The sequence below is a fragment of the Klebsiella grimontii genome (assembly GCF_042137965.1).
In the GTDB taxonomy this organism is placed as follows: Bacteria; Pseudomonadota; Gammaproteobacteria; order Enterobacterales; family Enterobacteriaceae; genus Klebsiella; species Klebsiella grimontii.
The window spans coordinates 3,561,384-3,585,651 of record NZ_CP169721.1 but is presented as its reverse complement, the minus strand read 5'-3'; the positions used below and the strand labels follow the sequence as shown (position 1 = coordinate 3,585,651).

At 56.2% G+C, this 24,268-nt stretch carries 22 protein-coding genes; 14 read left to right on the top strand and 8 right to left on the bottom strand.

Annotated features, from left to right (window positions below):
• Positions 1–12: 12 nt before the first annotated feature.
• The 6 genes from citF to ACE3MN_RS16930 all read left to right on the top strand — a co-directional run bounded on the left by citF (position 13) and on the right by ACE3MN_RS16930 (position 7,735).
• The gene (gene citF / locus ACE3MN_RS16955; protein ID WP_102650293.1) at positions 13–1,533 is read left to right on the top strand and encodes a citrate lyase subunit alpha; all 1,521 of its coding nucleotides are present in this window, start codon (positions 13–15) and stop codon (positions 1,531–1,533) included.
• Complete coding sequence (gene citX / locus ACE3MN_RS16950; RefSeq protein WP_102650294.1) at positions 1,530–2,078, top strand: citrate lyase holo-[acyl-carrier protein] synthase; 549 nt, start codon at positions 1,530–1,532, stop codon at positions 2,076–2,078. The genes citF and citX overlap by 4 nt, the downstream gene beginning before the upstream one ends.
• Positions 2,053–2,925, top strand: coding sequence for a triphosphoribosyl-dephospho-CoA synthase CitG (gene citG, locus ACE3MN_RS16945; RefSeq protein ID WP_098066740.1), 873 nt, complete (start codon positions 2,053–2,055; stop codon positions 2,923–2,925). The genes citX and citG overlap by 26 nt, the downstream gene beginning before the upstream one ends.
• 32 nt (positions 2,926–2,957) lie before the next feature.
• Positions 2,958–3,524 carry an alpha/beta hydrolase gene (locus tag ACE3MN_RS16940; RefSeq protein ID WP_049130206.1) on the top strand — a complete coding sequence of 189 codons (567 nt, stop codon included), beginning with the start codon at positions 2,958–2,960 and terminating at the stop codon, positions 3,522–3,524.
• Between the two features lie 68 nt (positions 3,525–3,592).
• Entirely contained in the window at positions 3,593–6,193 is a 2,601-nt protein-coding gene (gene acnB, locus ACE3MN_RS16935) for a bifunctional aconitate hydratase 2/2-methylisocitrate dehydratase (protein ID WP_102650295.1), read from the top strand.
• A 108-nt stretch (positions 6,194–6,301) separates the two neighbouring features.
• Positions 6,302–7,735: an anion permease gene (locus ACE3MN_RS16930; protein ID WP_024359617.1), complete on the top strand. Its 1,434-nt coding sequence runs from the start codon at positions 6,302–6,304 to the stop codon at positions 7,733–7,735.
• Positions 7,736–7,872: 137 nt separating this feature from the next.
• On the opposite strand, the gene cspA is transcribed toward ACE3MN_RS16930, so the two are convergent.
• Positions 7,873–8,085 (bottom strand): RNA chaperone/antiterminator CspA, encoded by a 213-nt coding sequence (gene cspA / locus ACE3MN_RS16925; RefSeq protein WP_043953526.1) that lies wholly within the window; start codon positions 8,083–8,085, stop codon positions 7,873–7,875.
• A gap of 667 nt (positions 8,086–8,752) precedes the next feature.
• Between cspA and ACE3MN_RS16920 the strand changes: the two genes are divergently transcribed.
• The 3 genes from ACE3MN_RS16920 to ACE3MN_RS16910 all read left to right on the top strand — a co-directional run bounded on the left by ACE3MN_RS16920 (position 8,753) and on the right by ACE3MN_RS16910 (position 11,157).
• Positions 8,753–8,974, top strand: a complete 222-nt coding sequence (locus ACE3MN_RS16920; RefSeq protein ID WP_004871463.1) for a cold shock domain-containing protein — start codon at positions 8,753–8,755, stop codon at positions 8,972–8,974.
• 586 nt (positions 8,975–9,560) lie between these two features.
• A complete protein-coding gene (locus ACE3MN_RS16915) occupies positions 9,561–9,938 on the top strand; it encodes a RidA family protein (protein WP_024359614.1) in 378 nt (125 codons plus the stop codon).
• Between the two features lie 190 nt (positions 9,939–10,128).
• A complete protein-coding gene (locus ACE3MN_RS16910) occupies positions 10,129–11,157 on the top strand; it encodes an LLM class flavin-dependent oxidoreductase (protein ID WP_049130209.1) in 1,029 nt (342 codons plus the stop codon).
• 43 nt (positions 11,158–11,200) lie between these two features.
• On the opposite strand, the gene ACE3MN_RS16905 is transcribed toward ACE3MN_RS16910, so the two are convergent.
• The 5 genes from ACE3MN_RS16905 to ACE3MN_RS16885 all read right to left on the bottom strand — a co-directional run bounded on the left by ACE3MN_RS16905 (position 11,201) and on the right by ACE3MN_RS16885 (position 15,628).
• Positions 11,201–11,536 carry a gamma-glutamylcyclotransferase family protein gene (locus ACE3MN_RS16905; RefSeq protein WP_102650296.1) on the bottom strand — a complete coding sequence of 112 codons (336 nt, stop codon included), beginning with the start codon at positions 11,534–11,536 and terminating at the stop codon, positions 11,201–11,203.
• Positions 11,537–11,643: 107 nt separating this feature from the next.
• Positions 11,644–12,402, bottom strand: a complete 759-nt coding sequence (gene dsbG, locus ACE3MN_RS16900; protein WP_024359612.1) for a thiol:disulfide interchange protein DsbG — start codon at positions 12,400–12,402, stop codon at positions 11,644–11,646.
• 44 nt (positions 12,403–12,446) lie between these two features.
• On the bottom strand, positions 12,447–13,169 hold the full coding sequence (locus tag ACE3MN_RS16895) for a DsbA family protein (protein WP_102650297.1): 723 nt from the start codon (positions 13,167–13,169) through the stop codon (positions 12,447–12,449).
• A gap of 7 nt (positions 13,170–13,176) precedes the next feature.
• A complete protein-coding gene (locus ACE3MN_RS16890; protein WP_102650298.1) occupies positions 13,177–15,201 on the bottom strand; it encodes a protein-disulfide reductase DsbD family protein in 2,025 nt (674 codons plus the stop codon).
• Between the two features lie 46 nt (positions 15,202–15,247).
• Positions 15,248–15,628 carry a hypothetical protein gene (locus tag ACE3MN_RS16885; protein ID WP_004871458.1) on the bottom strand — a complete coding sequence of 127 codons (381 nt, stop codon included), beginning with the start codon at positions 15,626–15,628 and terminating at the stop codon, positions 15,248–15,250.
• Between the two features lie 888 nt (positions 15,629–16,516).
• Here ACE3MN_RS16885 and leuO point away from each other — a divergent pair.
• The 5 genes from leuO to ACE3MN_RS16860 all read left to right on the top strand — a co-directional run bounded on the left by leuO (position 16,517) and on the right by ACE3MN_RS16860 (position 22,165).
• A complete protein-coding gene (leuO, locus tag ACE3MN_RS16880; RefSeq protein WP_024359609.1) occupies positions 16,517–17,464 on the top strand; it encodes a transcriptional regulator LeuO in 948 nt (315 codons plus the stop codon).
• A 283-nt stretch (positions 17,465–17,747) separates the two neighbouring features.
• Positions 17,748–18,260, top strand: coding sequence for a hypothetical protein (locus tag ACE3MN_RS16875; protein WP_098066853.1), 513 nt, complete (start codon positions 17,748–17,750; stop codon positions 18,258–18,260).
• Between the two features lie 261 nt (positions 18,261–18,521).
• Complete coding sequence (locus ACE3MN_RS16870; protein WP_004871451.1) at positions 18,522–19,538, top strand: iron ABC transporter substrate-binding protein; 1,017 nt, start codon at positions 18,522–18,524, stop codon at positions 19,536–19,538.
• A 23-nt stretch (positions 19,539–19,561) separates the two neighbouring features.
• Positions 19,562–21,136: an ABC transporter permease gene (locus ACE3MN_RS16865; RefSeq protein WP_024359607.1), complete on the top strand. Its 1,575-nt coding sequence runs from the start codon at positions 19,562–19,564 to the stop codon at positions 21,134–21,136.
• The gene (locus tag ACE3MN_RS16860; protein ID WP_024359606.1) at positions 21,137–22,165 is read left to right on the top strand and encodes an ABC transporter ATP-binding protein; all 1,029 of its coding nucleotides are present in this window, start codon (positions 21,137–21,139) and stop codon (positions 22,163–22,165) included. It begins immediately after the preceding gene.
• Positions 22,166–22,175: 10 nt separating this feature from the next.
• Here ACE3MN_RS16860 and ACE3MN_RS16855 read toward each other — a convergent pair whose 3' ends face one another.
• Positions 22,176–23,144, bottom strand: a complete 969-nt coding sequence (locus ACE3MN_RS16855) for a PDR/VanB family oxidoreductase (RefSeq protein ID WP_024359605.1) — start codon at positions 23,142–23,144, stop codon at positions 22,176–22,178.
• Positions 23,145–23,157: 13 nt separating this feature from the next.
• The gene (gene hpxD / locus ACE3MN_RS16850; protein WP_024359604.1) at positions 23,158–24,195 is read right to left on the bottom strand and encodes a molybdenum cofactor-independent xanthine hydroxylase subunit HpxD; all 1,038 of its coding nucleotides are present in this window, start codon (positions 24,193–24,195) and stop codon (positions 23,158–23,160) included.
• Positions 24,196–24,268: the final 73 nt, after the last annotated feature.

The following is a 24,268-nucleotide window of genomic DNA, read 5'->3' as shown; positions in this document are numbered from 1 at the left end:
CAGGATTTAACTATGAATCAATTAACCGAAGCCCTTCATAATATATCCGGCGCCCAGCACCAATATGAGGTATTTTCCGGCGCAAATACCCATACGCCCTATCTCGCGGATACCCGGCAAAAATATCAGCGCAAACTTTTCGACACGCTGGATGAAGTTTTATCGCGCTGCGATTTACGCGATGGGATGACCGTTTCATTTCATCACGCCTTCCGCGAGGGTGATCAAGTGATTAACTACGTTATGGCCAGGCTGGCGGAAAAAGGCCTGCGAGGGCTGACGCTGGCGTCAAGTTCCCTGATGACCTGCAACACGCCGCTGATCGAGCATATTAAACACGGCGTTATTAGCAAAATCTATACCTCCGGGATGCGCGGTGAATTAGCGGATGCGATTTCACACGGTCTGATGGAGGAGCCGGTACAGATCCACTCGCACGGCGGCAGGGTCAATCTGATTGAGAAGGGTGAAATTAATATTGATGTCGCATTCCTGGCGGTCTCCTGCTGCGATGAATATGGCAATGCCAGCGGCAGCGGCGGTAAATCCCGGTGCGGCTCACTTGGCTACGCGATGGTCGATGCAAAATATGCCCGAAAGGTGGTTTTGCTGACGGAAAGCATTGAACCGTTTCCGTACATGCCGGCCAGCATTATTCAGGATCAGGTTGATTATATTGTCAAAATCGACAGCGTAGGCGACCCGGCGAAAATCAGCGTTGGCGCCGCGCGCGTGACCAGCAATCCGCGAGAGCTGATGATCGCGCGGTCTGCTGCGGACGTCATTGAGCATTCCGGTTATTTTTGCGATGGCTTTTCCCTGCAAACGGGATCGGGCGCGGCGTCCACCGCCTGTACGCGATTCCTGGAATCCCGCATGAGGAAACACAATATCGTCGCCAGCTTTGCCTTAGGCGGCATTACCGGCAGCATTGTCGATCTGCATGAAAAGGGGCTGATTACTAAGCTGCTGGATACACAAAGTTTTGATGGCGCGGCGGGAGAGTCGCTGGCGAAAAATCCGCACCACGTTGAAATTTCGACCAGCGTTTACGCCAACCCGGCGGCGAAAGCCGCCTGCTGCGACCGCGTGGATATCGTCATCTTAAGCGCGCTGGAAATTGATACGGATTTTAACGTCAACGTTCTGACCGGCTCCGACGGTGTGATGCGCGGCGCATCGGGCGGACATTGCGATGTCGCTGCGGCGGCAAATTTAACTATCGTGGTCGCGCCCCTGATCCGCAGCCGCATTCCCACCGTCGTCAGGCGCGTCACGACCCGCGTAACGCCGGGAGAGAGCATTGACGTGCTCGTCACCGACCACGGCATTGCCGTGAATCCTGCCCGCCCGGAAGTCAAAGAGAGGCTGACGGCGGCCGGTTTGCCGGTTGTTGATATCGAGGCGCTTTATCAGACATCGCTGGTGATTTCTGGCGAACCGACACCGATTGAGTTTACCTCGCGCATTGTTGGCGTTGTGCGTTATCGCGATGGCAGCGTCATTGACGTTGTAAGGCAGGTGAAAGAATGATCGACGAAACGACAAACGCTTCCTGCGCCACTCTCACCCTTGAGGAGGTCCTCAGAGCCAGAGAAGCGCGCGCGAGTGTACAACAGGCGTGGCTGCGCCGCTTCGAACAACCGATGGTATCCACCACGCTTGTCTGGCCCGGAGAGGTAAAAGATACGCCGCTTGCCCGGCAGGTTATGGCGGAGGCGACGGACGCGTTGAGCCAGCTGTTGCTGAAACATCGCTGGGGCGTTTCCAGACACGACGTTCGTTTTCAGCCTACCGGGCCCGAAGCGTTCTGGTCCGTAGCGGCGCCTGCCTGGATGATTAAGCACGTGACGGCGCATCTTGAAGATCATCATCCTCTCGGGCGTCTGTGGGATATCGATGTCTTTTGTCCCACATCCGGATTAATTAAGCGCAGCGCGATCCGACAGCCGATGCGCAGATGCTTCATTTGCAATGAGGCTGCCCACGTCTGTTCCCGTATGCGCCGCCATTCTCAGAATGAACTTGCGCAAGTGATTGAGGATTTAGCCTATGACTACTTTCGCGGTGAACGTTGAACGGGCTGAGCAACGGGAAAGCATCGCCTGGCTGGCTGCCGAGGCGATGTATCGGGAAGTGAGATTAACGCCAAAGCCCGGGCTGGTTGATGGCGAGAACAATGGTGCGCATCGTGATATGAACATTGCGCTGTTTATGTCCAGTATTCGCGCCGTCTCGCCCTGGTTTCCGCGCTTTTTTGCGCAGGGAAAGGCGACGGCGGATTTGCCTGCCCCGCAGACGCTATTGGCGATAAGGCCCACAGGACTGGCCTGCGAACAGGCGATGTTTAACGCCACGGGGGGAGTCAACACCCACAAAGGCGGCATTTTTTCCCTCGGCCTGCTGTGCGCCGCCGCTGGGCGCCTTGTTAAGCGCAACCAGATGCTTAGCCAGCGCAATCTGTGCGAGGAAACCCGCGCGATGTGCGCGGGCCTGGTTAGCCAGGAACTGAAAAGAAAGGGCCTCGCCAAAACCAAAGGCGAGCATATTTTTCAGCGCTTTGGGCTTAGCGGCGCGCGGGGTGAGGCTGAGAACGGCTTTTATACCGTCAGGCAGTTCGGGCTGCCGCAGTGGCAGAAAGCGCGGCGGGAGGGGTTATCTGAGCAGGATGCGCTGCTCAGGATGCTGCTGGCCCTGATGGCCTTCAACCCCGATACCAATGTGGTGTCCCGGGGCGGGCTGAGTGGCCTGCAGTATGTGCAGCGCTATGCGCAACGCGTTCTGAAGATAGAACACCTGGCGGGTGAAAAGCTCAGAAAAGCGCTGAGACACATGGATAAGGCGTTGATTGACAGAAATATTAGCCCTGGCGGCAGCGCGGATCTCCTTGCCGTTGGCTGGGTACTTTCCCATTACCCGGCCTGACGGGCGGTACTGAACGTGGAGAGGAAGGCTTTATGACTACCCAACGTCTGGAACAGCTCAGCGAGAAGTTGACGATTATTCTGGTACCGGGCCTGCGAGACAGCGATGAGCATCACTGGCAAAGCTGTTGGAGTCGTCGTTTTCCTTTTTGGAAGCGGATAAGCCAGCGGAACTGGCTGGAGCCGGATATCGATGCCTGGGTATCCGCTATCCGTCGGGAGCTGGCTACCTGTCAGCGGCCGGCCGTGCTGGTCGGCCACAGCTTTGGGGCGCTCGCCGCATGTCGCCTGATTCAGACGCAAAAGGTGAACATCGCGGGTATCGTCATGGTTGCGCCTGCGGAGCCATCGCTCTTCGAACTGGACGAGGCGGTAATTCCCGAGATGCTGCGGGTGCCCAGCCTCCTGTTTGCCAGCCGAAACGATCCGTTAATGACCTTTAAGCGAGCGCAGTACTGGGCGCAATGCTGGGGAGGGCGGTTAATCGATCTGGGTGACGCCGGGCATATTAATGCTGAGTCCGGATTCGGGGAGTGGAATTATGGTCTGGAGCAGTTAGCAGAATTTTGTGAAGGCTTACCGCAATTTATTAAAACTTAATTTTACCAACCGAATATCGCTATTACATAAACAACCTTCAGATAAATAACATCTGAAACGGAGAGCATATGTTAGAAGCTTATAATAAGCATGTGGACGAACGTGCTGAAAAAAATATTCCACCGAAGCCGTTAACCGCTGAGCAAACGCAAGAATTAATTACATTACTGACCAGCAAGACCTGCGATGATAAACATGCCCTTGTACAACTGTTAGCGCATCGCGTGCCGCCGGGCGTCGATCCGGCGGCGAAGATTAAAGCCGATTTTCTTTATCAGCAGATCAAAGAAGAAAACCCGGCGAGTATTATTGCGCCTCAGCAGGCTATTGAACTGCTGGGCACCATGCAGGGCGGTTATAATGTTCAACCGCTCATTCACTTACTGGACGATCCCCGCTGGGCCAGCAGCGCAGCGGAACAATTAAGCGCCACGCTGCTTATTTTTGAAAAATTTAAGGATGTGGAAGAAAAGGCGAAACAAGGAAATGCCTGGGCGCAAAAAGTGATTCAGTCATGGGCCGACGCCGAATGGTTTTTACGTCGCCCGGCGCTGCCGGAGAAGATCACGCTGAAAGTATTTAAAGTGACGGGGGAAACCAATACTGATGATTTGTCCCCTGCGCCCGAGGCATGGTCACGTCCGGATATTCCTCTGCATGCCTTGTCCATGTTGTGTCATCCGCGCGACGGCGTCAGCCCGGATGAACCGGGAAGCCGCGGGCCGATACGACAGCTAGAGCAGTTAAAGAAAGAGGGCTACCCGCTGGTCTACGTCGGCGATGTCGTCGGCACCGGCTCTTCGCGAAAATCGGCTACTAACTCTATTTTATGGCACCTTGGCAACGATATTCCATGGGTGCCGAATAAACGAAGCGGCGGCTTTGTTTTTGGCGGCAATATTGCGCCCATCTTTTTTAATACCCTGGAAGATTCCGGCGCGCTGCCCCTTGAAATGGATGTTTCCGCGCTATCCACGGGAATGCTGATTGATCTCTATCCGTATCGCGGGGAGATTTGCGAAACCCACAGCCAGCGTCCTGTTACCTCATTTTCCCTGAAAACGGACGTTCTGCTGGATGAAGTGCGCGCCGGAGGGCGCATTCCGCTGATTATTGGCCGCAGCCTGACGGCCAGAGCGCGGCAATCACTGAACCTTGCGCCCTCCGACGTTTTCCGCAGGCCGAAGGCGCCGGCACCCTCCACCGCCGGCTTTACGCTGGCGCAGAAAATAGTGGGGAGAGCCTGCGGCGTTGCCGGGATCCGACCAGGACAGTACTGCGAGCCGCGAGTCACCACCGTCGGTTCGCAGGATACCACCGGAGGAATGACGCGCGATGAGCTTACCGATCTGGCCTGCCTGAGTTTTTCCGCTGATTTGGTTATGCAGTCTTTCTGCCATACCTCGGCCTATCCCAAGCCGGTTGATGTGAAGCTGCATGAAACGCTGCCTGAATTTATCAGCCGCCGGAACGGCGTGGCGCTGAAGCCGGGTGATGGCATTATCCACTCCTGGCTTAACCGTATGCTAATTCCTGATACTGTAGGGACCGGGGCGGATTCGCACACCCGTTTCCCGCTTGGCATCTCTTTCCCCGGGGGCTCCGGGCTGGTGGCCTTTGCTGCGGCAACGGGTATTATGCCGCTGGATATGCCGGAGTCCGTACTGGTCCGTTTTACGGGAGAGATGCAGCCGGGGATAACCCTGCGCGATCTGGTTCACGCCATTCCGCTCTATGCCCGTAAGCAGGGATTACTGACGGTGGAGAAAAAAAATAAGATCAATATCTTCTCCGGTCGTATCCTGGAAATCGAAGGGCTCGGGATGCTGAAAGCGGAGCAGGCCTTTGAACTGGCCGACGCCTCGGCCGAACGCTCCGCAGCGGCGTGCGTGCTGCGTCTGGAAGAAGATAACGTGGCGGAATACCTGCGCTCCAATGCCACATTGCTACGCTGGATGATTAATCAGGGCTATGAAAATGCCGACACGCTGGCGCGGCGAATTGCGGAAATTGAGGCGTGGCTGGCGAATCCGTCGCTGCTAGTGGCCGATGAGAACGCCGAATATGCCGCGGTGATTGAGATCGATCTCACGGAAATTACCGAACCTATCGTCTGCGCGCCTAACGATCCGGATGACGCCCGGCTGCTGTCGGAAGTCGCGCGTACGCCGATAGATGAAGTCTTTATTGGCTCCTGCATGACGAATATTGGCCATTTCCGCGCCGCCGGTAAAATTATTGCCGATGCCCGCGAGATACCCGTACGGCTGTGGCTGGCTCCGCCGACGAAAATGGATGCGCGTCAGCTTGCCAGTGAAGGATACTTTAATCAGTTTATAAAAACGGGTGCCAGAATCGAACCCGCCGGCTGTTCGCTGTGTATGGGGAATCAGGCGCGGGTACGTCAGGGCAGTTCCGTTATTTCGACATCGACTCGTAACTTTCCGAATCGTCTGGGCACCGATGCGAACGTTTTTTTAGCGTCGGCAGAGCTGAGCGCCGTGACGGCGATGATAGGGAAAATGCCGACCGTTGAACAATATTTCTGGCACATGGATAAAATCAAAGCAACAAGGGACGATATTTATCGTTACCTGAACTTCGATCGGTTGCCAGAGTATCAGTCAACGAATGATGAAAAAAATATTATTAAAACATTCGCTGGCTAATTCTTTACTGCATTAAGCAATAACGGTGAATAGCTCACTTATTCAGCAGAAGCTTCAGAAGAAAGAGGCTTCTGCTTTTAACGACACGGATTGTAGCCGAGGTGCAGCATGTTGAAGTCAAAGCTAATAAAAATAGCGGTGCTTATTTTTATTATTATATTAGCAATCATCATTCCACCCCCCGAGGGATTAACGAAAGAAGCCTGGATACTGGCCGGCATCTACCTGGCGTCCATTATAGGGCTGGTGAGTAAGCCTTATCCTGAGCCCGTGATTATGATGTCGGCGGTAGGCTTGTCATGCTTAACGGTGGCAAGATTTGATGACTCCCCCGTCAAGTCAATGGATGTACTGAGCGGTTTTTCCTCGGGAACGACATGGTTGGTATTTAGCGCGTTTACTTTGAGCGCCGCTTTTGTCACTACCGGGTTGGGGAAACGTCTGGCGTACTGGTTTATTTTAAAATTTGGTGGGACAACTCTACGGCTAGGGTACGTCACGGCGCTGTTGGATTTAATGCTGTCACCGGCGACGCCTTCTAACACCGCACGCGCCGGCGGCGTCGTATTCCCGATTATCAATAGCATTGCCCTGGTGTTAGGTTCAACGCCAAAAGAGAGTCCGCGTCAGGCCGGACGTTATCTGATGGTGAATATCTATATGGTGACTAAAACCACCAGCTATATGTTTTTGACCGCGTTTGCCGGAAATGCTTTAGCGTTACAGTTAATTTCCGATATTTTTCATATCCGCATAAGCTGGGTAGGATGGGCTCTGGCGGGGGTACCGCTTGGGCTATTGATGTTAGCCGTCATTCCTTATATCACCTACAAAATAGTGCGCCCGCAATTAAAAAAAATAGACAATGTAAAAATAGCCACTGCGGGCCTGAATGACCTGGGACCCATCAGTTCGAAAGAGAAAGGGCTGATCGTGGTCTTTATCTCCGCGCTCTCAGGCTGGATATTTTCTCATTATCTGGGGCTGAATGAATCCTCCGTTGCGGTGATTGCCATGGCTGGCGCTTTGCTCGCGAATGTTATTTGCTGGAATGATGTGCTGCAAAATAAGGGCGGCTGGAATACGTTAATCTGGTACGGCGGCATTATTGGACTGAGTGCGACCTTAAGCAAAGAGGGATTTTTTAAATGGCTTGCCGCCTTTATGTCCGCGCATCTGGATTTCCTCGGCGCCGGTAACACGACCATTGTGATTATTGTTTTTTTAAGCATCATCGTGCGCTATTTATTCGCCTCCGGCGGTGCATACGTCGCGGCTATGGTTCCCGTCTTCGCTACCGTCGGACTGGTTACCGGTACGGCGCCTGCGCTGCTGGCGCTTGCGATCCTGTTTTCTAACTCTTACGGGGGCTGTATCACGCACTATGGCGGTGCCGCCGGGCCGATTATCTTTGCCGCCGGTTATAACGATATTAAATCCTGGTGGTTAACCGGGACCATAATCGCTTTATTAACGTTTCTGCTGCATATGGTTGTCGGCATTCCGTGGTGGGGCTTTTTGATTCAGCACGGAATACTCTGAGGCCAGCCTTGTTTTTTATTACCTGGCGGCTCGCGATATAACGAAAAAACCCCGACGTGATGTCAGGGTTTTTTAACTGGCGCGAGTCCATCATCGGTAGCGAAGCTGAAATCTACCGCCAGCGAATAAAGCGCAGCTTAGATGGCGAAGACGTTACCGGCAGAAGGGCCTTTCTGGCCATCTTCAATGGTGAATTCGACTTTCTGGCCTTCGTTCAGGGTCTTAAAACCGCCGCTCTGGATAGCAGAAAAATGTACAAACACATCTTTGCTACCGTTGTCCGGGGTGATGAAACCAAAGCCTTTCGACTCATTAAACCATTTTACTAAACCAGTCATTTTATTAGACATTGATAATACCTCAACATATCTGAGCCTTACGGCGAAAAAAGGTTTCGCACAGAATCTAATTAATAACGATAAGGAGACTCAAAAGGAAGAATTATCAACGGATAACACTTGAGATGAGGACTGCTTTACTAAACCGCTTTATTATGTCTGTGTACTTAACCGACCAATCATTAGTCACATACTTCACCGCGGATAGCAAGACTTATTTCAATTGATATTGCCGGGACGGAGAGTAATACGGAAAGAGGGGGGAGTGATTCGCCAGCGCCTTGTTGATGGTTTAATGATAATAAAATCCATTATTTCATTGGGTTAGCCAAGGTTTTGGCTATGGTGACGTGGATAAATCTGGAGGGATGTTCTTTTATTTTTCCGAACAGGCTCACGCGGCGGTGAAGCTATATCATGAGTCGCAGCGCAATAAATTTAAGGCCATTTCTCATTATTTTATCCCCAGCGGGGCATCTGGACGGCTAAAATTTCATTTGCTTATTAATGGTATTTATGCATTAATGAAATTATTAATCCGAAAAAACGCATGAGCTTAAAAATTTTACCGGCCCGTTCTCATTACCAGGCGCTATCGCTGATACCCCCTTTCTTTTGAGTCCATACGTTTAATCCGACACGTTTTCTGTCAATTACCTGATGTGCAACTGGAGTCAGTATGTCCTCAAGAATTAAAGGTCTGGTCAAGTGGTATAATGAGTCAAAGGGATTTGGTTTCATTTCACCTCTCGATGGCAGTAAAGATATCTCGGTCCATTGCTCGGCGCTTCGTGGTGATAATTTTAATACCCTGTTTGAAGGCCAGAAAGTTGAATATGCCATACTCCATAGAGATGACAAGGGCCCTGCTGCCACCCACGTCACCCTGTGCGATAAATAACGATTTATAGCGTTACGGCCGCGATAGCGAAAGCCGTGCTGGCGATATCGCGACGGCCTGCCCCTGGATTATTCCTGCCTTATTCCATGTCCTGTCCCTGAGCACAACGATCGTCGCGTCGCGTACGGTTTTTCTTATCCGGCGATGCGGCAGAAATGCGTTCAACGGATTCTGGAAGCGAGTACAATTCACCTGTTTTTAGTCTGTGTTTAAATCCGATGACAGGGGATGGTGATGGTCAGACGCTTTTTGGTGTGTTTCTTCATGCTGTGCGCATGCTCAGCCTATGCCGCTAACGGCGGTAATGGCGGCGACGGCGGGAATGGGGATAACTCGGATGGGGGCAATGGCTCTGATGGCAGCGCGACCGCGTCTGGGCGCGATGGTTGCCCCGGCGGAACGCAGCCTGACTCGTCCGGAAAATTTTATCTTCCGGATACAAAAGAGCCGTGCAATCCGGGCAGGCAGGATGCCATGAAAAGCGCGGGCCATTAGCCAGCCGCTGTTTAGCGACTGGCTAATGAATGACGACAAGACCGCCGAACGAGTGAGGCAAGTCAGTTTCTTGTAAAATAAGGATATCGGTATGAGTCAGATAGTACGAAAAAATTACCCTGAACTGGGCGAGGTCAAGGCTCCCTACGTTCATTCGGTTAAGCACGGAAACACGCTTTATATTTCTGGGCTCACCGCGTTCGGTACCCGAGCGCAGCATGACGGAATTGCCGCCCAGGCGGAGGAGATTTTTACCCAGATACGAACCGTTGCCCAGGCCGAAGGCATCGATTTTTCGTCTCTTATCAAAGTCACGATCTTTATCACTTCTTTTGATGAGCTCGACGAGCTGCGCAAAGTGCTTTACCGGAACTACGGCGATTGCTTACCCGCCAGCTCGCTCGTTGAAGTCAGCCGCCTGTTTTCTGCGGATCTCAAAATTGAAATTGAGGCGATATTCGGCCTGTGAGTCCGTGTTTATCGCCCGGGCCGCGGTCTGTGGCGCCGCGCAGACTCAATCAATTTATTTGAAGCATTCGGTTAAACAAACGATATTTATTCTCACCTGGTTATGCGTAGAGTAGAGGCATAACGCGGCAGACACGTTTCATTATGCGCCACCTGCCGACGACCTCCCCGCCAACCAGGATACCCACGTCATGAAAAAGATTGGCTTTTTGTCATTTGGTCACTGGACGCCGTCGCCGCAGTCCGGGACGCGCTCGGCCGCTGACGCGCTGCTGCAATCCATCGATCTGGCCGTTGCCGCCGAAGAACTGGGCGCGGATGGCGCCTATTTCAGGGTGCACCATTTCGCCCGCCAGCTCAGTTCGCCGTTTCCCCTGCTGGCTGCGGTCGGGGCGAAAACCAAACGTATTGAAATCGGCACCGGCGTTATCGATATGCGCTACGAAAACCCGCTGTATATGGCCGAGGATGCGGGCGCGGCGGATTTAATTTCCGGCGGCCGTTTACAGCTGGGTATCAGCCGCGGCTCGCCGGAGCAGGTGATCGACGGCTGGCGCTATTTTGGCTATGTTCCCGGAGAAGGCGAAAACGAGTCCGACATGGCGCGCCGCCATACCGAAGTGTTGCTGGACGCGCTGCGCGGAGAGGGGTTTGCGAAACCTAACCCGCAGCCCATGTTCCCCAATCCGCCGGGCCTGCTGCGGCTTGAGCCTTATTCTGCAGGGCTGCGCGAGCGAATCTGGTGGGGCGCCGGTTCGAATGCGACGGCAAGGTGGGCGGCAAAGCTGGGGATGAATCTGCAAAGTTCGACGCTGAAAGACGATGAAACCGGCGAACCGTTCCATATTCAGCAGGCGAAACAGATCCGCGCCTACCGCGAGGCCTGGGCAGAAGCGGGCCATACGCGCACGCCGCGGGTTTCGGTCAGCCGCAGCATTTTCGCGCTGATGAACGATCGTGACCGGATGTATTTCGGTTCAGGCCGTGACGAGAGCGATTCGATAGGTTTCCTCGACGAGAAGACTCGCGCCATTTTTGGCCGCAGCTACGCCGCGGAGCCGGACAAGCTGGTCGAACAGCTGAAGCAGGACGAGGCGATTGCCGAAGCGGATACGCTGTTGCTGACGGTGCCGAACCAGCTGGGCGTGGAGTATAACGCCCACGTGATTGAGTCCATACTGAAGCACGTTGCGCCGGCAATGGGCTGGCGCGACGCTTAAACCCGCGCTGAGCGACGCCCCGCACGCGCGGGGCGAAAGGGTTTTACGCTGCGACCTTCGGCTGTAGCTGATAGATCCAGGCGGTCACGCGCTGACCGTCTTCCGTGGTAACGTCCACGGCAACGCGATCGTAGCCCTCTTCAAACGCATCCAGCATCGGCCAGTGGGCGCTAAGATTCGCGGACAGGAACAGATAGCCGTCGACCCGAGGCCCGTTGTTGTCGAGCACGATCCCCGGAAAATCCGCCGCCGCTCCCCAGCCGCGTTCATAAAACAGCCCCTTCACATAGCCGGGCAGCCACTCTCCGCCAATGTTGTCCATAATATGGGCATTCGAGTGGCCCGGACGCAGCGTGCCGTAGACAAATAAGCGTTCCATTATTCCTCATTCATTCAAGCGTTGAATGCCCGGACGGGCAGCGTAAGAGTAAAAATACGCAGTCAGTCCTGGGTTAGCAAGGCGCCCCGCGGGACGCCCGCTCTGCATCAGGGCTCAGGCCCGAACATCTCCACCAACTGCTTCTTATCGGGCATGCCGATCACCTGCTGGAGCTCGTTCTGTTCATTCATGTAATAGATAGCCGGCGTCGCGCTGGCGCCCAAATCATCCATCAGCTTTTGGTTATGCTGAAGAAGATTAAAGGTTTCGCGCGGCGTCACGCCGTCAAAGCGCGGGAGTTTTTTGCCGCCGGAGAGTTCATACTCTTGCCAGGCGGCTACCGGATCTTTGGCATTCAGGATTGCCGTGGCGTATTGGCCGCTTTTCGGGTTGAGAAAGGCAACCAGCAGGGTATTCAGCTGGACCTTACCGGCTTTTACCCACGGCTGCGCCGCTGACCAGAACGACTTGCAGTAGGGGCAGAACGGATCGGCGAAGACAATCACTTTTCTGGCAGCGGAATCAGCGCCTTCCTTGAGCGGCCGGGCATCGTTCAGCTTCTTCCACATTTCGCGGCCTAACGGGGTATAGATCGCTTCTTTGAAGTACCCCTCGCTGAGGTTTTGCCCTTTATCATCGTAAAGATACCCGGAAATAACGTGCTTCCCGTCCGGCGTCAAAAACAGGGTCACTCCCATATCCTGATACTGACCGACCCAGCCTTTCACGCCGCCGGGGGAATCTATCTCCTTAATAATTTTGATTCCTTGCTGTTCACCAAAATTTTTAACTATCTGGGGGATAGCCCCCTCGGCAAGCGCCAGGCCCGGCATCATCCAGGCCGCCAGCAGTAAAAAGTATTTCATCATATCGCCTCGCAATGCAGGGGGATCGCTCCCCCTGACGTGGGTTACTGTTTTTTCAGCGCGTCGCCGATTGTGGCATCAAATTGCTCCCAGGGGATCCAGCCTGAGAGCATCTCATCGCCGATAAGCGTGGCCGGCGTTCCCTGAATGCCAAGCTTTTCGGCGATAGCAAAGCTGCGCTTAATCGTCTCCAGGCTTTGCGCATCCGGCTGAGCCGCCATGACCCCCGCCTTCTTTTTCGCCTGCTCAATGCTGGCACTGTCGTGATACCCCTTTTTCGCCATCAGGATAGGGTTAAATTTAACAAACTGTTCAGGATGCGTGCGCCACAGGGTGAGCGCATCCCTGGCCGCGGTCATTGAGCTTTCGGAGCGCCAGGGCAGAAACTTAAAGATCACCGCAACGTCCGGGTATTTTTCCACAATCTTCTCCAGATAGGGGTCAAACTTTTTACAATACGGGCAGTTATGATCGGTAAAGACGACCAGCGTCAGCTTCGGATTTTGCGCGCCGATTCGCGGTGAGTTGGGGTCGTGAAAGATAAACTCGCCGTCCTGCGACAGTACCTGCTTTAGCGATTCCCGTCCGGCCTGGGCATTCTGCCGATCGAGTTTTTCGGCCGCGGCGATCAAAATTTCAGGATGGCCGATGAGCGTCTCCTGAACCAGTTCCTGTACGCGGGCCTCCTGCGCTGGCGTAAGGGGCGAAGACGCCGCAGCCGTCAAAGATGCCGGGAGGAGAGCGAGGGTGAGCAGCGTTTTTTTCATCGTTAATTTAACCTTTGGCATGATTGAGGGCCTTGAGGACGGTTTGTTGATCGAGCAGCGGCGGCAGTATTTCTCCCTGCGGCTGGCCCGGACCGTAGACCTGGTTGAAGGGTATGGCGTAGCGATTGCGGCTCTGCAGGAAACGGGCGATCGGCTCAGAAGGCTTGCTCCAGTCGCCGCGCAGCGCCACGACATCGGGCTGAGCCAGCGCGCGGATGATGGCGGGCTGATTTAACACCCGGTGTTCATTCACTTTGCACGTTACGCACCAGTCGGCGGAGATATCGACAAACACTCGTTTGCCCTCAGCCCGCGCGCTGCGGATGGCCTCCTCGCTAAGGGGCTGCCAGCGAATTTGCTGAGCGTTAGCCTGCGGCAATGAGACGGTGGAACCCTGCGTCAGCAGACCGCGAACCTGAAAACCGCCATACGCCGCCAGGGCGATAACCACCAGCCAGAAGGCGGGAGTCGTTCGCTGATGGGCGACTAACAGGGCGATCAGGGCTGCGACGGTGAGAGCCAGCGTGATCGCGCCGCTGGAGGTCTCGCCGAGGTGAATGCCGAGCAGCGTCGCCAGCCAGAAGCTGGAGGCCAGCATCATGACGCCAAGCGCCATTTTCAGGCTGTTCATCCAGCGGCCGGGGCGGGGGAGCAGGGCGGCGGTTTGCGGGAACAGGGCGACGAACAGCCACGGCGCAGCCATCCCCAGCCCGAGCACCATGAAAACCAGCCACAGTTCATGAAGCGGAGCGGCAAGCGCGAAAGCGACCGCCGTGCCCAGGAAGGGGGCCGAGCAGGGCGTTGCCAGCAGAGTGGCAAAAACGCCCTCGCAGAAACTCCCCGCTATCCCGGCGCCGCCGGCGGTCGCCATCCGGCTAACGGCTGCCGAGGGAAGCAGCATCTCGACTATCCCGAACAGATTCAGCGCGAAAAGAAAGGTGACGGCAACCATTACGCCGATAAACCAGGGATTCTGGAACTGGATCCCCCAGCCCAGCGAGGCGCCGGTGAGCTTGAGTATCGTCACCATCAGCGCCAGCAGGGCAAACGAGGTCAGGATGCCCGCGCTGGTGGCCAGAAAGCGCAGCCGGACCATGCCCCGATTGGCCCCGGCCTGCAGCACCGCGCTGAGCTTCATGCCCATCACCGGCAACACGCAGGGCATCAGGTTGAGGATGACGCCGCCGAGCAGCGCGAAAAGCACTATTTTCCCGAGACTAACCGTCGCCGTTGGCGCGAGATCGGCGCCAGTCGTAAGGTTTATCTGCTGCGCTTTTTCGCCATTTGTCAGCACCAACGACAGCGCTTTTCCCGCCAGCGTGGCGGGTATTTCTCCCCATTCATCGGTGACCGGCACCGTCACCTTGAGGCGGTCGCCCTCGGCGCGAATCTCCGGATCGCCGGCCACAATCCCCCCGTCCATAGGGTCAAAATAGACCCCGGGATTTTTCCATTCGCCGGTCGTGGTCGCGGTGATGACCAACTGGCTACCGACCAGATGCGCGGCGAGATCGTTCGTCACCCCGTTATCCGCCGGGACAGCGCGCATGGCCCGGGCAAAGGCGTTCCGGAACTCGCCGTCCGCGGGCTGATTGAAATCGAGATGCAGCCGGTAGTCGGTCAGCAGACAGACGTTGCTGCAGGTCGACAGCGTAAGCGTGCCTTCCAGCACGTCGCCGGGGGCGGCGGCGATCGTCATCGGGATCGCCACCCGGTCGTGGTAGCCCTGGGTCGTCAGGCCGGAAATCTTGAATCTTGACGGGGCAGGCCAGTACCACCGCGCCCGTTCGCCGTTGTTCCAGATTATTTGCGGGGCGACGCCGCCTTCACCCGGTGAGCGCCAGTAGGTTTTCCAGCCGGAAGCCAGCTCAATAGAGAGCAGTCCGTCGATCCGATCTTTGCCTTTTTCCGCCTGGAAGCGGATCCGGGCGTGGTCGTGTTGCGGGGATGTCAGCCATCCTGTGTCCGCCCCGCGGGCAACGCCCGCGCAGGTCAGTAACAGGAAGACGAAGCCCCTGAAGATATTCAGCATTTTTTTCTCCGTGAATTAAAAAACTAATCGTCTAAGAACGATTTTTTCACTCACGGAAAACGCAGTTTTTGAGATGTATTCGCAGCGTGGGCGGACGAACGGGATCGTCCCGCAAAACCACCGGACGGCCCGCGGCGAGCAGCTGAAGCAGGGTAAGGAATAAAAGAACGGCCGGCAATGCGCCATCGAAGAAAAGCGGCTGCGTGCAGAGCAAGGATTTGGCGCTCAGCTGGCAGGGCGAAGGCCCTTGCTCAGCCTCCTCTGAAGAGGGCTGCTGGGCCTGTGCGCTGAGAACGCTCTCCTGCGCCTGGGCGCTGGCGTCCGCCAAAAAATGGTGCAGATAGGCCGCCCGCTGAACAAGGCAGAATGCCATGACGAAGCAGGTCAGTATCAAAAACCATTTACCAGGGAGCCGACGGTTGCGCATAGGGTACCAGGACATTTCAGAACCCGAGGATCATAAACAATCCTTATCAATGTACAAGGGGCTGGCGTGTAAGGTTTTGTCTGCATCCTCAACCTTGACCCGTATCGGCCGGCGCTGAGAGGGACGATTCAGATATTTCGTACATTTATATTATTTACTCCGTCCAACCGACTGGCTAGTATTCGCGTCGCTAATTGGTATCGGCACGCCACTGCTGAACTTTACTGATTAGCGCCTGACCGCCATTAGCTCATCTGGAAGAGCGAACGACATACGTTGTAGGGAACGGGGTTCGAGGCCTCGATGGCGGCCCAATATCGACTTAGCGCGTTAACAGAGCGCTTCCCGCTTCCGCACAATTTTATTTCGCCCACCGCCTTCGCCTCCTTCCGGCTATTGCTGCATATACGTGACTATTTTCTGTGAAATAATTTCTATTCTTTAGCCCCTATGCGTCATGGAAAGTTATTACCCGGTTTTAGACTCCCTGTAGCGGCAAAGGAATATCGGCGTTCTGCCTGATTCGCGATTTAGCTAAGCCCAGGCGAAAAATTTTAATGAGAATTTACTTATTAGGATTAAGTCGCGTATTTTTCAGAAATTTCATCACTTTTTATATGGTATTCTCCGCTGTTCAAGGAGTGAACGAAGGAAAAATGAATGCTTTACCGCTATGCCGTTTTCTCCAGAAAACATAATACGTTTCATATTCTTCTGCTGTTTACCATTTTGATAATAAGTTTCATACATTTGAGCGTGCTGCTGGAAACCGATAACACATGGCTGCTGGGGCCGATGGTGATTTATCTGCCTATTTTTTTCCTTTGGCGAAAGGTCTCAGTGTTACGCAGCAGAATCGCTGATTAATGTGCTGGTGGAGTTCCCTACATGAGTGAAAATACAACATCTAAACCAACCTCTGAACCGAAAGTCCTGCAGCCGGTATTGCGCAAAGTCGACCTCAACCTGCTGACTATTTTTGATACCGTCATGCAGGAACAAAGCCTAACCAAAGCGGCGCAAACGCTGGGTATGTCTCAGCCTGCGGTCAGCAGCGCGGTCTCTCGCCTGAAGGTGCTGTTTAAAGATGAACTGTTTGTCCGTAACGGCCGCGGCATTAAACCGACAGAGCGCGCCTTTCAACTCTTTAGCTCGGTTCGACGCGCGCTGTCGCTGGTGCAAAATGAGCTGCCGGACACGCTTTTCGACCCGCTTGACTGCGAACGTCTCTACACCCTTTGCGTCTGTAGCCCGCTGGATAACTACCTGACGCCGCTTATTTTTAACAAAATCAGCGAGATTGCTCCCAGGGTCAGTCTGTCCTTTAAATCTTCGCTAAGTCAGCAGGTGACAAATCAGCTGCGCTATCAGGAGGTGGAATTTGTTCTCGACTACAACAAATTCAATCATCCGGAGTTTACCAGCATCCCGCTGTTCAACGACAAAATGGTACTGGTCGCCAGGCGCAACCATCCGCGTATCGCATCGCCGCTGAGTGAGGAGGATATTTATCGCGAGCAGCACGCTACCGTCGCGCTGGATCGCTACGCCTCCTTCAGCTCCCCCTGGTACAGTTCTGAAGAGCAGCAGGCGTGCGTCGCTTTTCATGGTAACGCGATGGTCAGCGTGTTGAGCGTTGTGTCGCAAACCAATATGGTGGCTATCGCGCCGGAGTGGCTGGCGCAAGAGTTTGAAGAGCAGTTTGGGCTGCAGCTGCTGCCGCTGCCTTTAGAAATGGACAGCCGCACCTGCTATCTCTCGTGGCATGAAACGGCGGGCCAGGAGAGAAGCCACCGCTGGATGGCGGAACTGTTGATAAAAATTTGTCAGCGCTAAATCCACCTCATAAATACCTGGTCAGACGCCAGGTATTTTATTATTAACGATCAACTCCTGTCCTGAAAATTAATTAAATACCCCATTTTATTCTTGTTCATCAGACAATGAAGACCGGAATAAATACGCTGTATTACTAAAATTAACCCGCCAGAATTTCATTAAAATATCTCTTTGCAGAAAATCGCGCATTTCTCCGGCAGAGCCAATCGGCGGTTTCTATACTCTTATTATCCAGCCGGGCCGACGCCTGAACCAGGGGACGATGTTGATGCGCAGAAAAATGATCAAGCCTGCGGTGGCTGCCGCCGCGCTGTTGATGTCGTCGACGGCCCTACGGGCGGATGAAATCAACCTTTATTCGGTTAATACCGGCTCCTGGATATACCACCTGTCGAATAACCACGGGCAGTACACCGAAGGTTTTGACAACCAGTTTGCCTCCGTTGAACGCAAGTTCTCCGAAGATTCTCCGTACAGCCTGCTGGCCGGAACGATGAAAAACAGCTTTGACGATCGCTGCATCGCGCTCGGGGTACGCCGCGACTGGGCCTCGCTGGGCAACGGCTGGGTATTTAAGGGGATTTATGGCTACGTTGGCGAGTTTTTCTTCTCGGCCTTTGAGCACTGCGGCGACCATGGTTCTTACAAGGATTTTAAAGATGCGACCGGTATAGGCTTTTCTCCCTATATTTACCATGGATTTCAGTACAACTTTACCGATTATTTCGGCGTGGAAAGCGGAATTATTCTTCCCGCCGTCTTTGTGGTGAGCGTGCAGTGGAGTTTTCGCTAACGCCGTGGCCAAAGCCCGCCCGCAGTGGGATTTTGAAGGCAGTGTAAAATAAAATTAAGCTGTCTTAAGGTTATTTTAATGTTCATCGCGGCGGTTATTTTTTTATAGCATTTTCCCCGCCTGGTGCCGCCCGCGTGCAGTATATTTCTCTTTTTTCATTAGATGGTAATTGTTTGCATTATCATTCACATTCCTCTGTGATTTAATCCCTGCCGACCGGCTGCCAGTTACCCTTTGCCCACCTCTATTAAGGATTAGCGTATGCGTTTTCGTCTGGTGTCTTATTGCTCCGCTGCATTGATGGCTTCTTCCGCGTTTATTGCTCCGCAGGCGCTGGCGGCGGCCAGCAGCGACGGGATTGTGGTCTACAACGCGCAGCATGAAAACCTGGTTAAGTCATGGGTTGACGGTTTTACCAAAGAGACCGGCATTAAAGTGACGCTGCGTAACGGCGGCGATAGCGAGCTGGGGAATCAGCTGGTGCAAGAGGGGACGGCGTCCCCGGCGGACGTCTTTCTGACGGAAAACTCCCCGGCGATGGTGCTGGTGGATAACGCGAAGCTATTTGCGCCTCTGGCGGCCGAGACCCTTCAGCAGGTCGCCCCGCAGTACCGCCCTGAGCACGGCCGCTGGATAGGCATTGCCGCCCGCAGCACCGTATTCGTCTACAATCCGGCGAAAATCAGCGAAGCGCAGCTGCCGAAGTCGCTGATGGATCTGGCGCAACCGCAGTGGAAAGGGCGCTGGGCCGCTTCGCCATCCGGCGCGGATTTCCAGGCCATCGTCAGCGCGATGCTGGCGCTGAAAGGCGAGCAGGCCACCCTGGCATGGCTTAAAGCGATGAAAACCAATTTTGTGGCCTACAAGGGCAACAGCACGGTGATGAAAGCGGTGAATGCCGGTCAGATTGATGGCGGCGTTATCTATCATTACTACCGCTTTGTCGATCAGGCGAAAACCGGCGAGAACAGCAAAAATACCCGTCTCCACTACTTTAAAAACCAGGATCCTGGCGCCTTTGTCAGCATTTCCGGCGGCGGCGTTCTGGCCTCCAGCAAACATCAGGAACAGGCTCAGGCCTTTATCAAGTGGATCACCGGCAAGCAGGGGCAGGATGAGCTGCGCACCAATAACGCCTTTGAATACGCCGTTGGCGTCAACGCCGCGTCTAACCCGAAGCTGACGCCGCTGCAGGCGTTAGAGGCGCCGAAGGTTGAGCCGTCTTCGCTGAACAGCAAAAAAGTGGTCGATTTGATGACCCAGGCTGGCCTGCTGTAATCGTCCGTTAAAGTGAATACGCTATGTCTTCTCTGAGTTTCGCGCTCGGAAAAAAAGCTCAACGCCTGCCCGAGCGCAGGCGTCCTGCTTTTCCGATGATCGCGTTAGCCGTTCTGTTTTCTCTGCTGGCGCTCTTGCCGCCGGGTTTTGTTATTGCCGTGGGGGTCGATACCGGCTGGGAGACAATCCGGGCGCTGGTCTTTCGTCCGCGCGTCGCTGAGCTGTTGAGCAACACCCTGTGGCTTATCGCGCTGACGGTACCGCTGTGCATTGCGCTGGGCGTTGGCCTGGCCTGGCTGACGGAGCGCACGCTGCTGGCGGGGCGGCGGCTCTGGTCGGTGCTGGCGGTTGCGCCGCTGGCGATCCCGGCCTTTGTGCAAAGCTACGCCTGGGTCAGCGCGGTGCCGGCAATGCACGGCCTGTCTGCCGGGGTGTTTCTTTCGCTGCTGGCCTATTACCCGTTTATCTATATGCCGGTTGCCGCCGTTCTGCGGCGGCTGGACCCGACGCTGGAAGATGTTGCCGCCTCATTAGGTACGCCGCCGTGGCGGATCTTTTTCCGCGTGGTTTTGCCGCAGCTCAGGCTGGCGATATGCGGCGGCGCGCTGCTGGTGGCGCTGCATCTGCTGGCGGAGTTCGGCCTGTTCGCGATGGTCCGTTTCGATACCTTTACCACCGCCATCTATGACCAGTTCCAGTCAACCTTCAGCGGCCCGGCGGCGAACATGCTGGGCGGGGTGCTGGCGCTTTGCTGCCTGGCCATTTTGCTGCTGGAAGGGGCGTCGCGGGGGAAGGCGCGCTATGCCCGCATCGGTTCGGGCGCCGCGCGCGAACAGCAGCGGCAGCCGCTGGGCCGGCTGTCGGCGATCCCTCTTCAGCTCGCGCTGCTGACGCTGGTGATGCTGGCGTTGGGCGTTCCGCTGATGGTGCTTTGCCGTTGGCTCTGGCTGGGCGGCGTGGAAAACTGGATGAGCGCCGACCTGTGGCTCTCCCTGCGGCAAACGCTGCTGCTCGGCGCGGTGGGCGCGCTCCTCACCACCGCCTGCGCAATTCCCATCGCCTGGCTGGGCGTTCGCTATCCGCAGCGTCTTTTTCGTCTGCTGGAGGGGTGTAACTACATGACCAGCTCGCTGCCCGGCATCGTAACGGCGCTGGCGCTGGTGACGGTCACCATTCACTATGCGCGTCCCATCTATCAGACCGAGGTCACGCTGCTGCTCGCCTGGCTGCTGATGTTTATGCCCCGGGCGCTGGTCAACCTGCGGGCCGGGATCGCGCAGGCCCCCGTCGAGCTGGAAAACGTCGCCCGCAGTTTAGGCCGCAGCCCCGGCCGGGCGCTGTGGAGCGTCACCATGCGGCTGGCGGCGCCGGGCGCGGCGGCGGGGGCGGCGCTGGTGTTTCTCGGCATCACCAATGAATTGACCGCCACGCTGCTGCTCTCGCCACTCGGCACCCGCACGCTGTCGACCGGCTTCTGGGCGCTGACCAGCGAAATTGATTATGTCGCCGCCGCCCCTTACGCGATGCTGATGATTCTGCTTTCGCTGCCGCTGACCGGCATTCTCTATATTCAGTCGAAAAAAATCGCAGGCCTGTAAATGCTCGAACTCTCCTCAATCTCAAAATCTTTTGCCGGTACACGGGTGCTCGAAAACCTCAATCTGACGGTGGCCGCAGGCAGCCGTACGGCGATCGTTGGCCCCTCCGGCTCCGGTAAAACCACGCTGCTGCGGATCCTCGCGGGTTTCGAAACGCCGGATAGCGGGCGGATTGTCATGCAGGGGCGCACGCTGTTTGCGCAGGGGACATTTATTCCCGCCCACCTGCGCGGGGTGGGCTACGTGCCGCAGGAGGGCGCGCTGTTCCCCCATCTGAACGTCGCGGACAATATCGCCTGGGGGCTCGATGGCAGTCGCCAGGAGAAATCCCAGCAGGTAGCGGCGCTGATGGAGAGGGCCTCGCTGGACAGCCAACTGGCGAACCACTGGCCGCACGAAATTTCCGGCGGTCAGCAGCAGCGCGTAGCCCTGGCGCGCGCGCTGGCACAGCGGCCCGCGCTGATGCTGCTGGATGAACCTTTTTCCGCCCTTGATACCGGACTGCGCGCGGCTACGCGTAAAGCCACCGCCGATTTACTGGCGCAGGCCGGCGTCGCGTCGATTCTGGTCACCCACGATCAGAATGAAGCGCTCTCCTTTGCCAGCCAGGTCGCGGTGATGCGTCAGGGGCGTTTTGCCCAGGTTGGTACGCCGTATGAGGTCTACAGTCACCCGGTTGATGAAGAGACCGCGCTTTTTCTCGGCGATGCGCTGGTGCTGCCCGCCGAGCTGCGCGGCGGCCGCGCGCGCAGCGCGATAGGCGAACTCTTAACCGACAATCCGCAGGCCGTCGGCCAGGGAAGGGTGATGCTGCGCCCCGAGCAGCTGGTTATCTCTCCCTGTCCGGCGGATGGACAACCGCTTACCGTACGCGATGTGGACTTTAGCGGCCATCTCTCGACGTTAACCCTGACGATGCCCGGCCGGAGCGAGCCGCTGATCGTCAAAACCGTCAGCCAGCCGTTATGGCGGCCGGGGGCGGCGGTACGCATTGAGGTGGTGGGCGAGGCGCGGGTTTTCGCCCGCTAGCGGCGCCGGTCTATAAATCAATGCACAGATTCGCCGATCGGCTGCGCGAGCAGCACAGGGCGATCTGCTGCGCGCTGGCGGATTTCTCCGCCTCCGACTGTACGGTGTCGCGATGGTCGACAACCCCCTCGATAACCGGCGTCAGGCAGGCGCCGCAAATCCCCATCTCGCAGGAGAGCGGGACGGCGACGCCGTTTTCCTGGAGCACCTGGGCGATAGTTTTATGCGGGGGCACCGGCCACCGCTCTCCCGAGGACGCCAGCGTCACGCTAAAGGTTTCTCTCTCCTCAGCGCCGGCTGGCGCAGCGATGGGCTGAAAGGCTTCGCTATGGATCAGCGTTTCCGCCCAGCCCCGTTCCATGGCGGCCCGACGCGCGGCGGTCATAAATCCCTCCGGCCCGCAGAGATAAATCGGATATCCGGTATGCGTATTGTTCAGCGCGGCGGCTAAATGTTGCCGGGCGCTGTCTCCTTCGCAAGAGCAGTGAATCACCACGCTTTCGGCGCTGAACCGCCGCTGCAGTTCGCGGACAAACGCCCCCTGCGCGCGGTTTTTCAGGTAATAGTGCAGGGTAAACGGCACGCCTTCCGCCTTAAGCCTGAGCGCCATCGCGTACAGCGGCGTAATGCCGATCCCGGCCGCCAGCAGCGTCACCCGCTCCGCTGTGCGTAAAGGAAACAGATTGCGCGGGGGAGAAATCAACAGCGTCTGGCCGGGGCGCAGCTGCTGATGGATATAGCGCGAGCCGCCGCGTGACGCTTTCTCCAGCGCCACGCAGATCAGGTAGCCGTCGTCAGGGCCGTCCGGGCCGGTCAGCGAATATTGGCGGATAATGCCGCACGGCAGATGCACATCAATATGCGCGCCGGGTTGCCAGGCGGGGAGCGGTCGGCCGTCCTGCGCCACCAGCCTGACGGCGAGGCTCTGGCTGCCCTGGCGCCAGATACCGTCAACGATAACCTCTATTACATCGCTCATAATGGCTCTCCGCTTAAACGAGGAAAAAGTCGCCGAAGCCCATTTTTTTCAGCCCGCGGCGATAGGCGATGGAGCTGCGATCGGCGGGGATATGCGCTTCGAGCGTTAAATCCAGCGGCAGTCTCTCCGGGCGCTGGGTCTCCACCATCAGGCGATCTTCCTCAAAGACGCGCAGGTTAAAGGCGTGAACATCCTCTACCGGCACGTGCAGATCGAAATTACGCGCGATGGGCGCGAACATGCGGGTGATCCGCGAGGAAACCGGCGAGGCGGCGTTCATAATCACCAGCCGGGCCTCGCCGGGAAAATGAATCGTCAGGGTGGCGGTAAACGGCAGATGCATCTCGAAATGGCGCAGCCACTGGAAGCCTTCCGGCGCGCGAAACTCGGAGCTGGCGGGATAGTTGCCGACCGAACTCCAGTAATCGGCGATAAAACCAAACGCCGTCTCCTGCGGATTGTAGTTCGGCACCACCTGGTTATCCGGGTCGGCGAAGGTATCGGTGTGGATCCAGGCGAAATGGGCGACGTCCAGAAAGCCCTCGACCTGGCGGCCCGCAAAGCCGTTAACCTCAAAGGCCGGGCAGTTGATTTGCTGAAAGCCGTCGTCGTGCCAGTGCGGCATCACCGGCAGCGGCATCGGGTTCTCCGGGTCGAAGGCCAGGCAGGTCCAGATCAGGCCATAGCGTTCTTCAACCGCAAAGCTGGTGAGGTTGAGCTTCGCCGGTACCGGCTGGTCGGGGCTGGACGGGATACGGTTACAGCGGCCATCTTCGCCGAAGCGCAGGCCGTGGTACGGGCAGACGATCCCTTCTTCGTCGTGAAAACCGAGCGTCAGCGGCACGCCGCGGTGGGGACAGACGTCGCGAGCGACCACCACCTGGCCCTTGATACGATAGATAACCAGCTGTTCATCAAGCAGGGTGGCTTTTACCGGCGCGGGGCCGATATCGCAGGCGCGGGCGACCGGATGCCAGCATTTCGCCAGGCGCAGCCAGTCCTCGGGCTCAAAGGTGCAATGGGCGGGCGGGGTGGGTTGTGGTTTGTTCATGGCTTCTCTTCCTGCTCACAAAAACATTTGTTTAATTGTTGTGAGTTTATTGTTGCCATATTAGGGTGTTGAC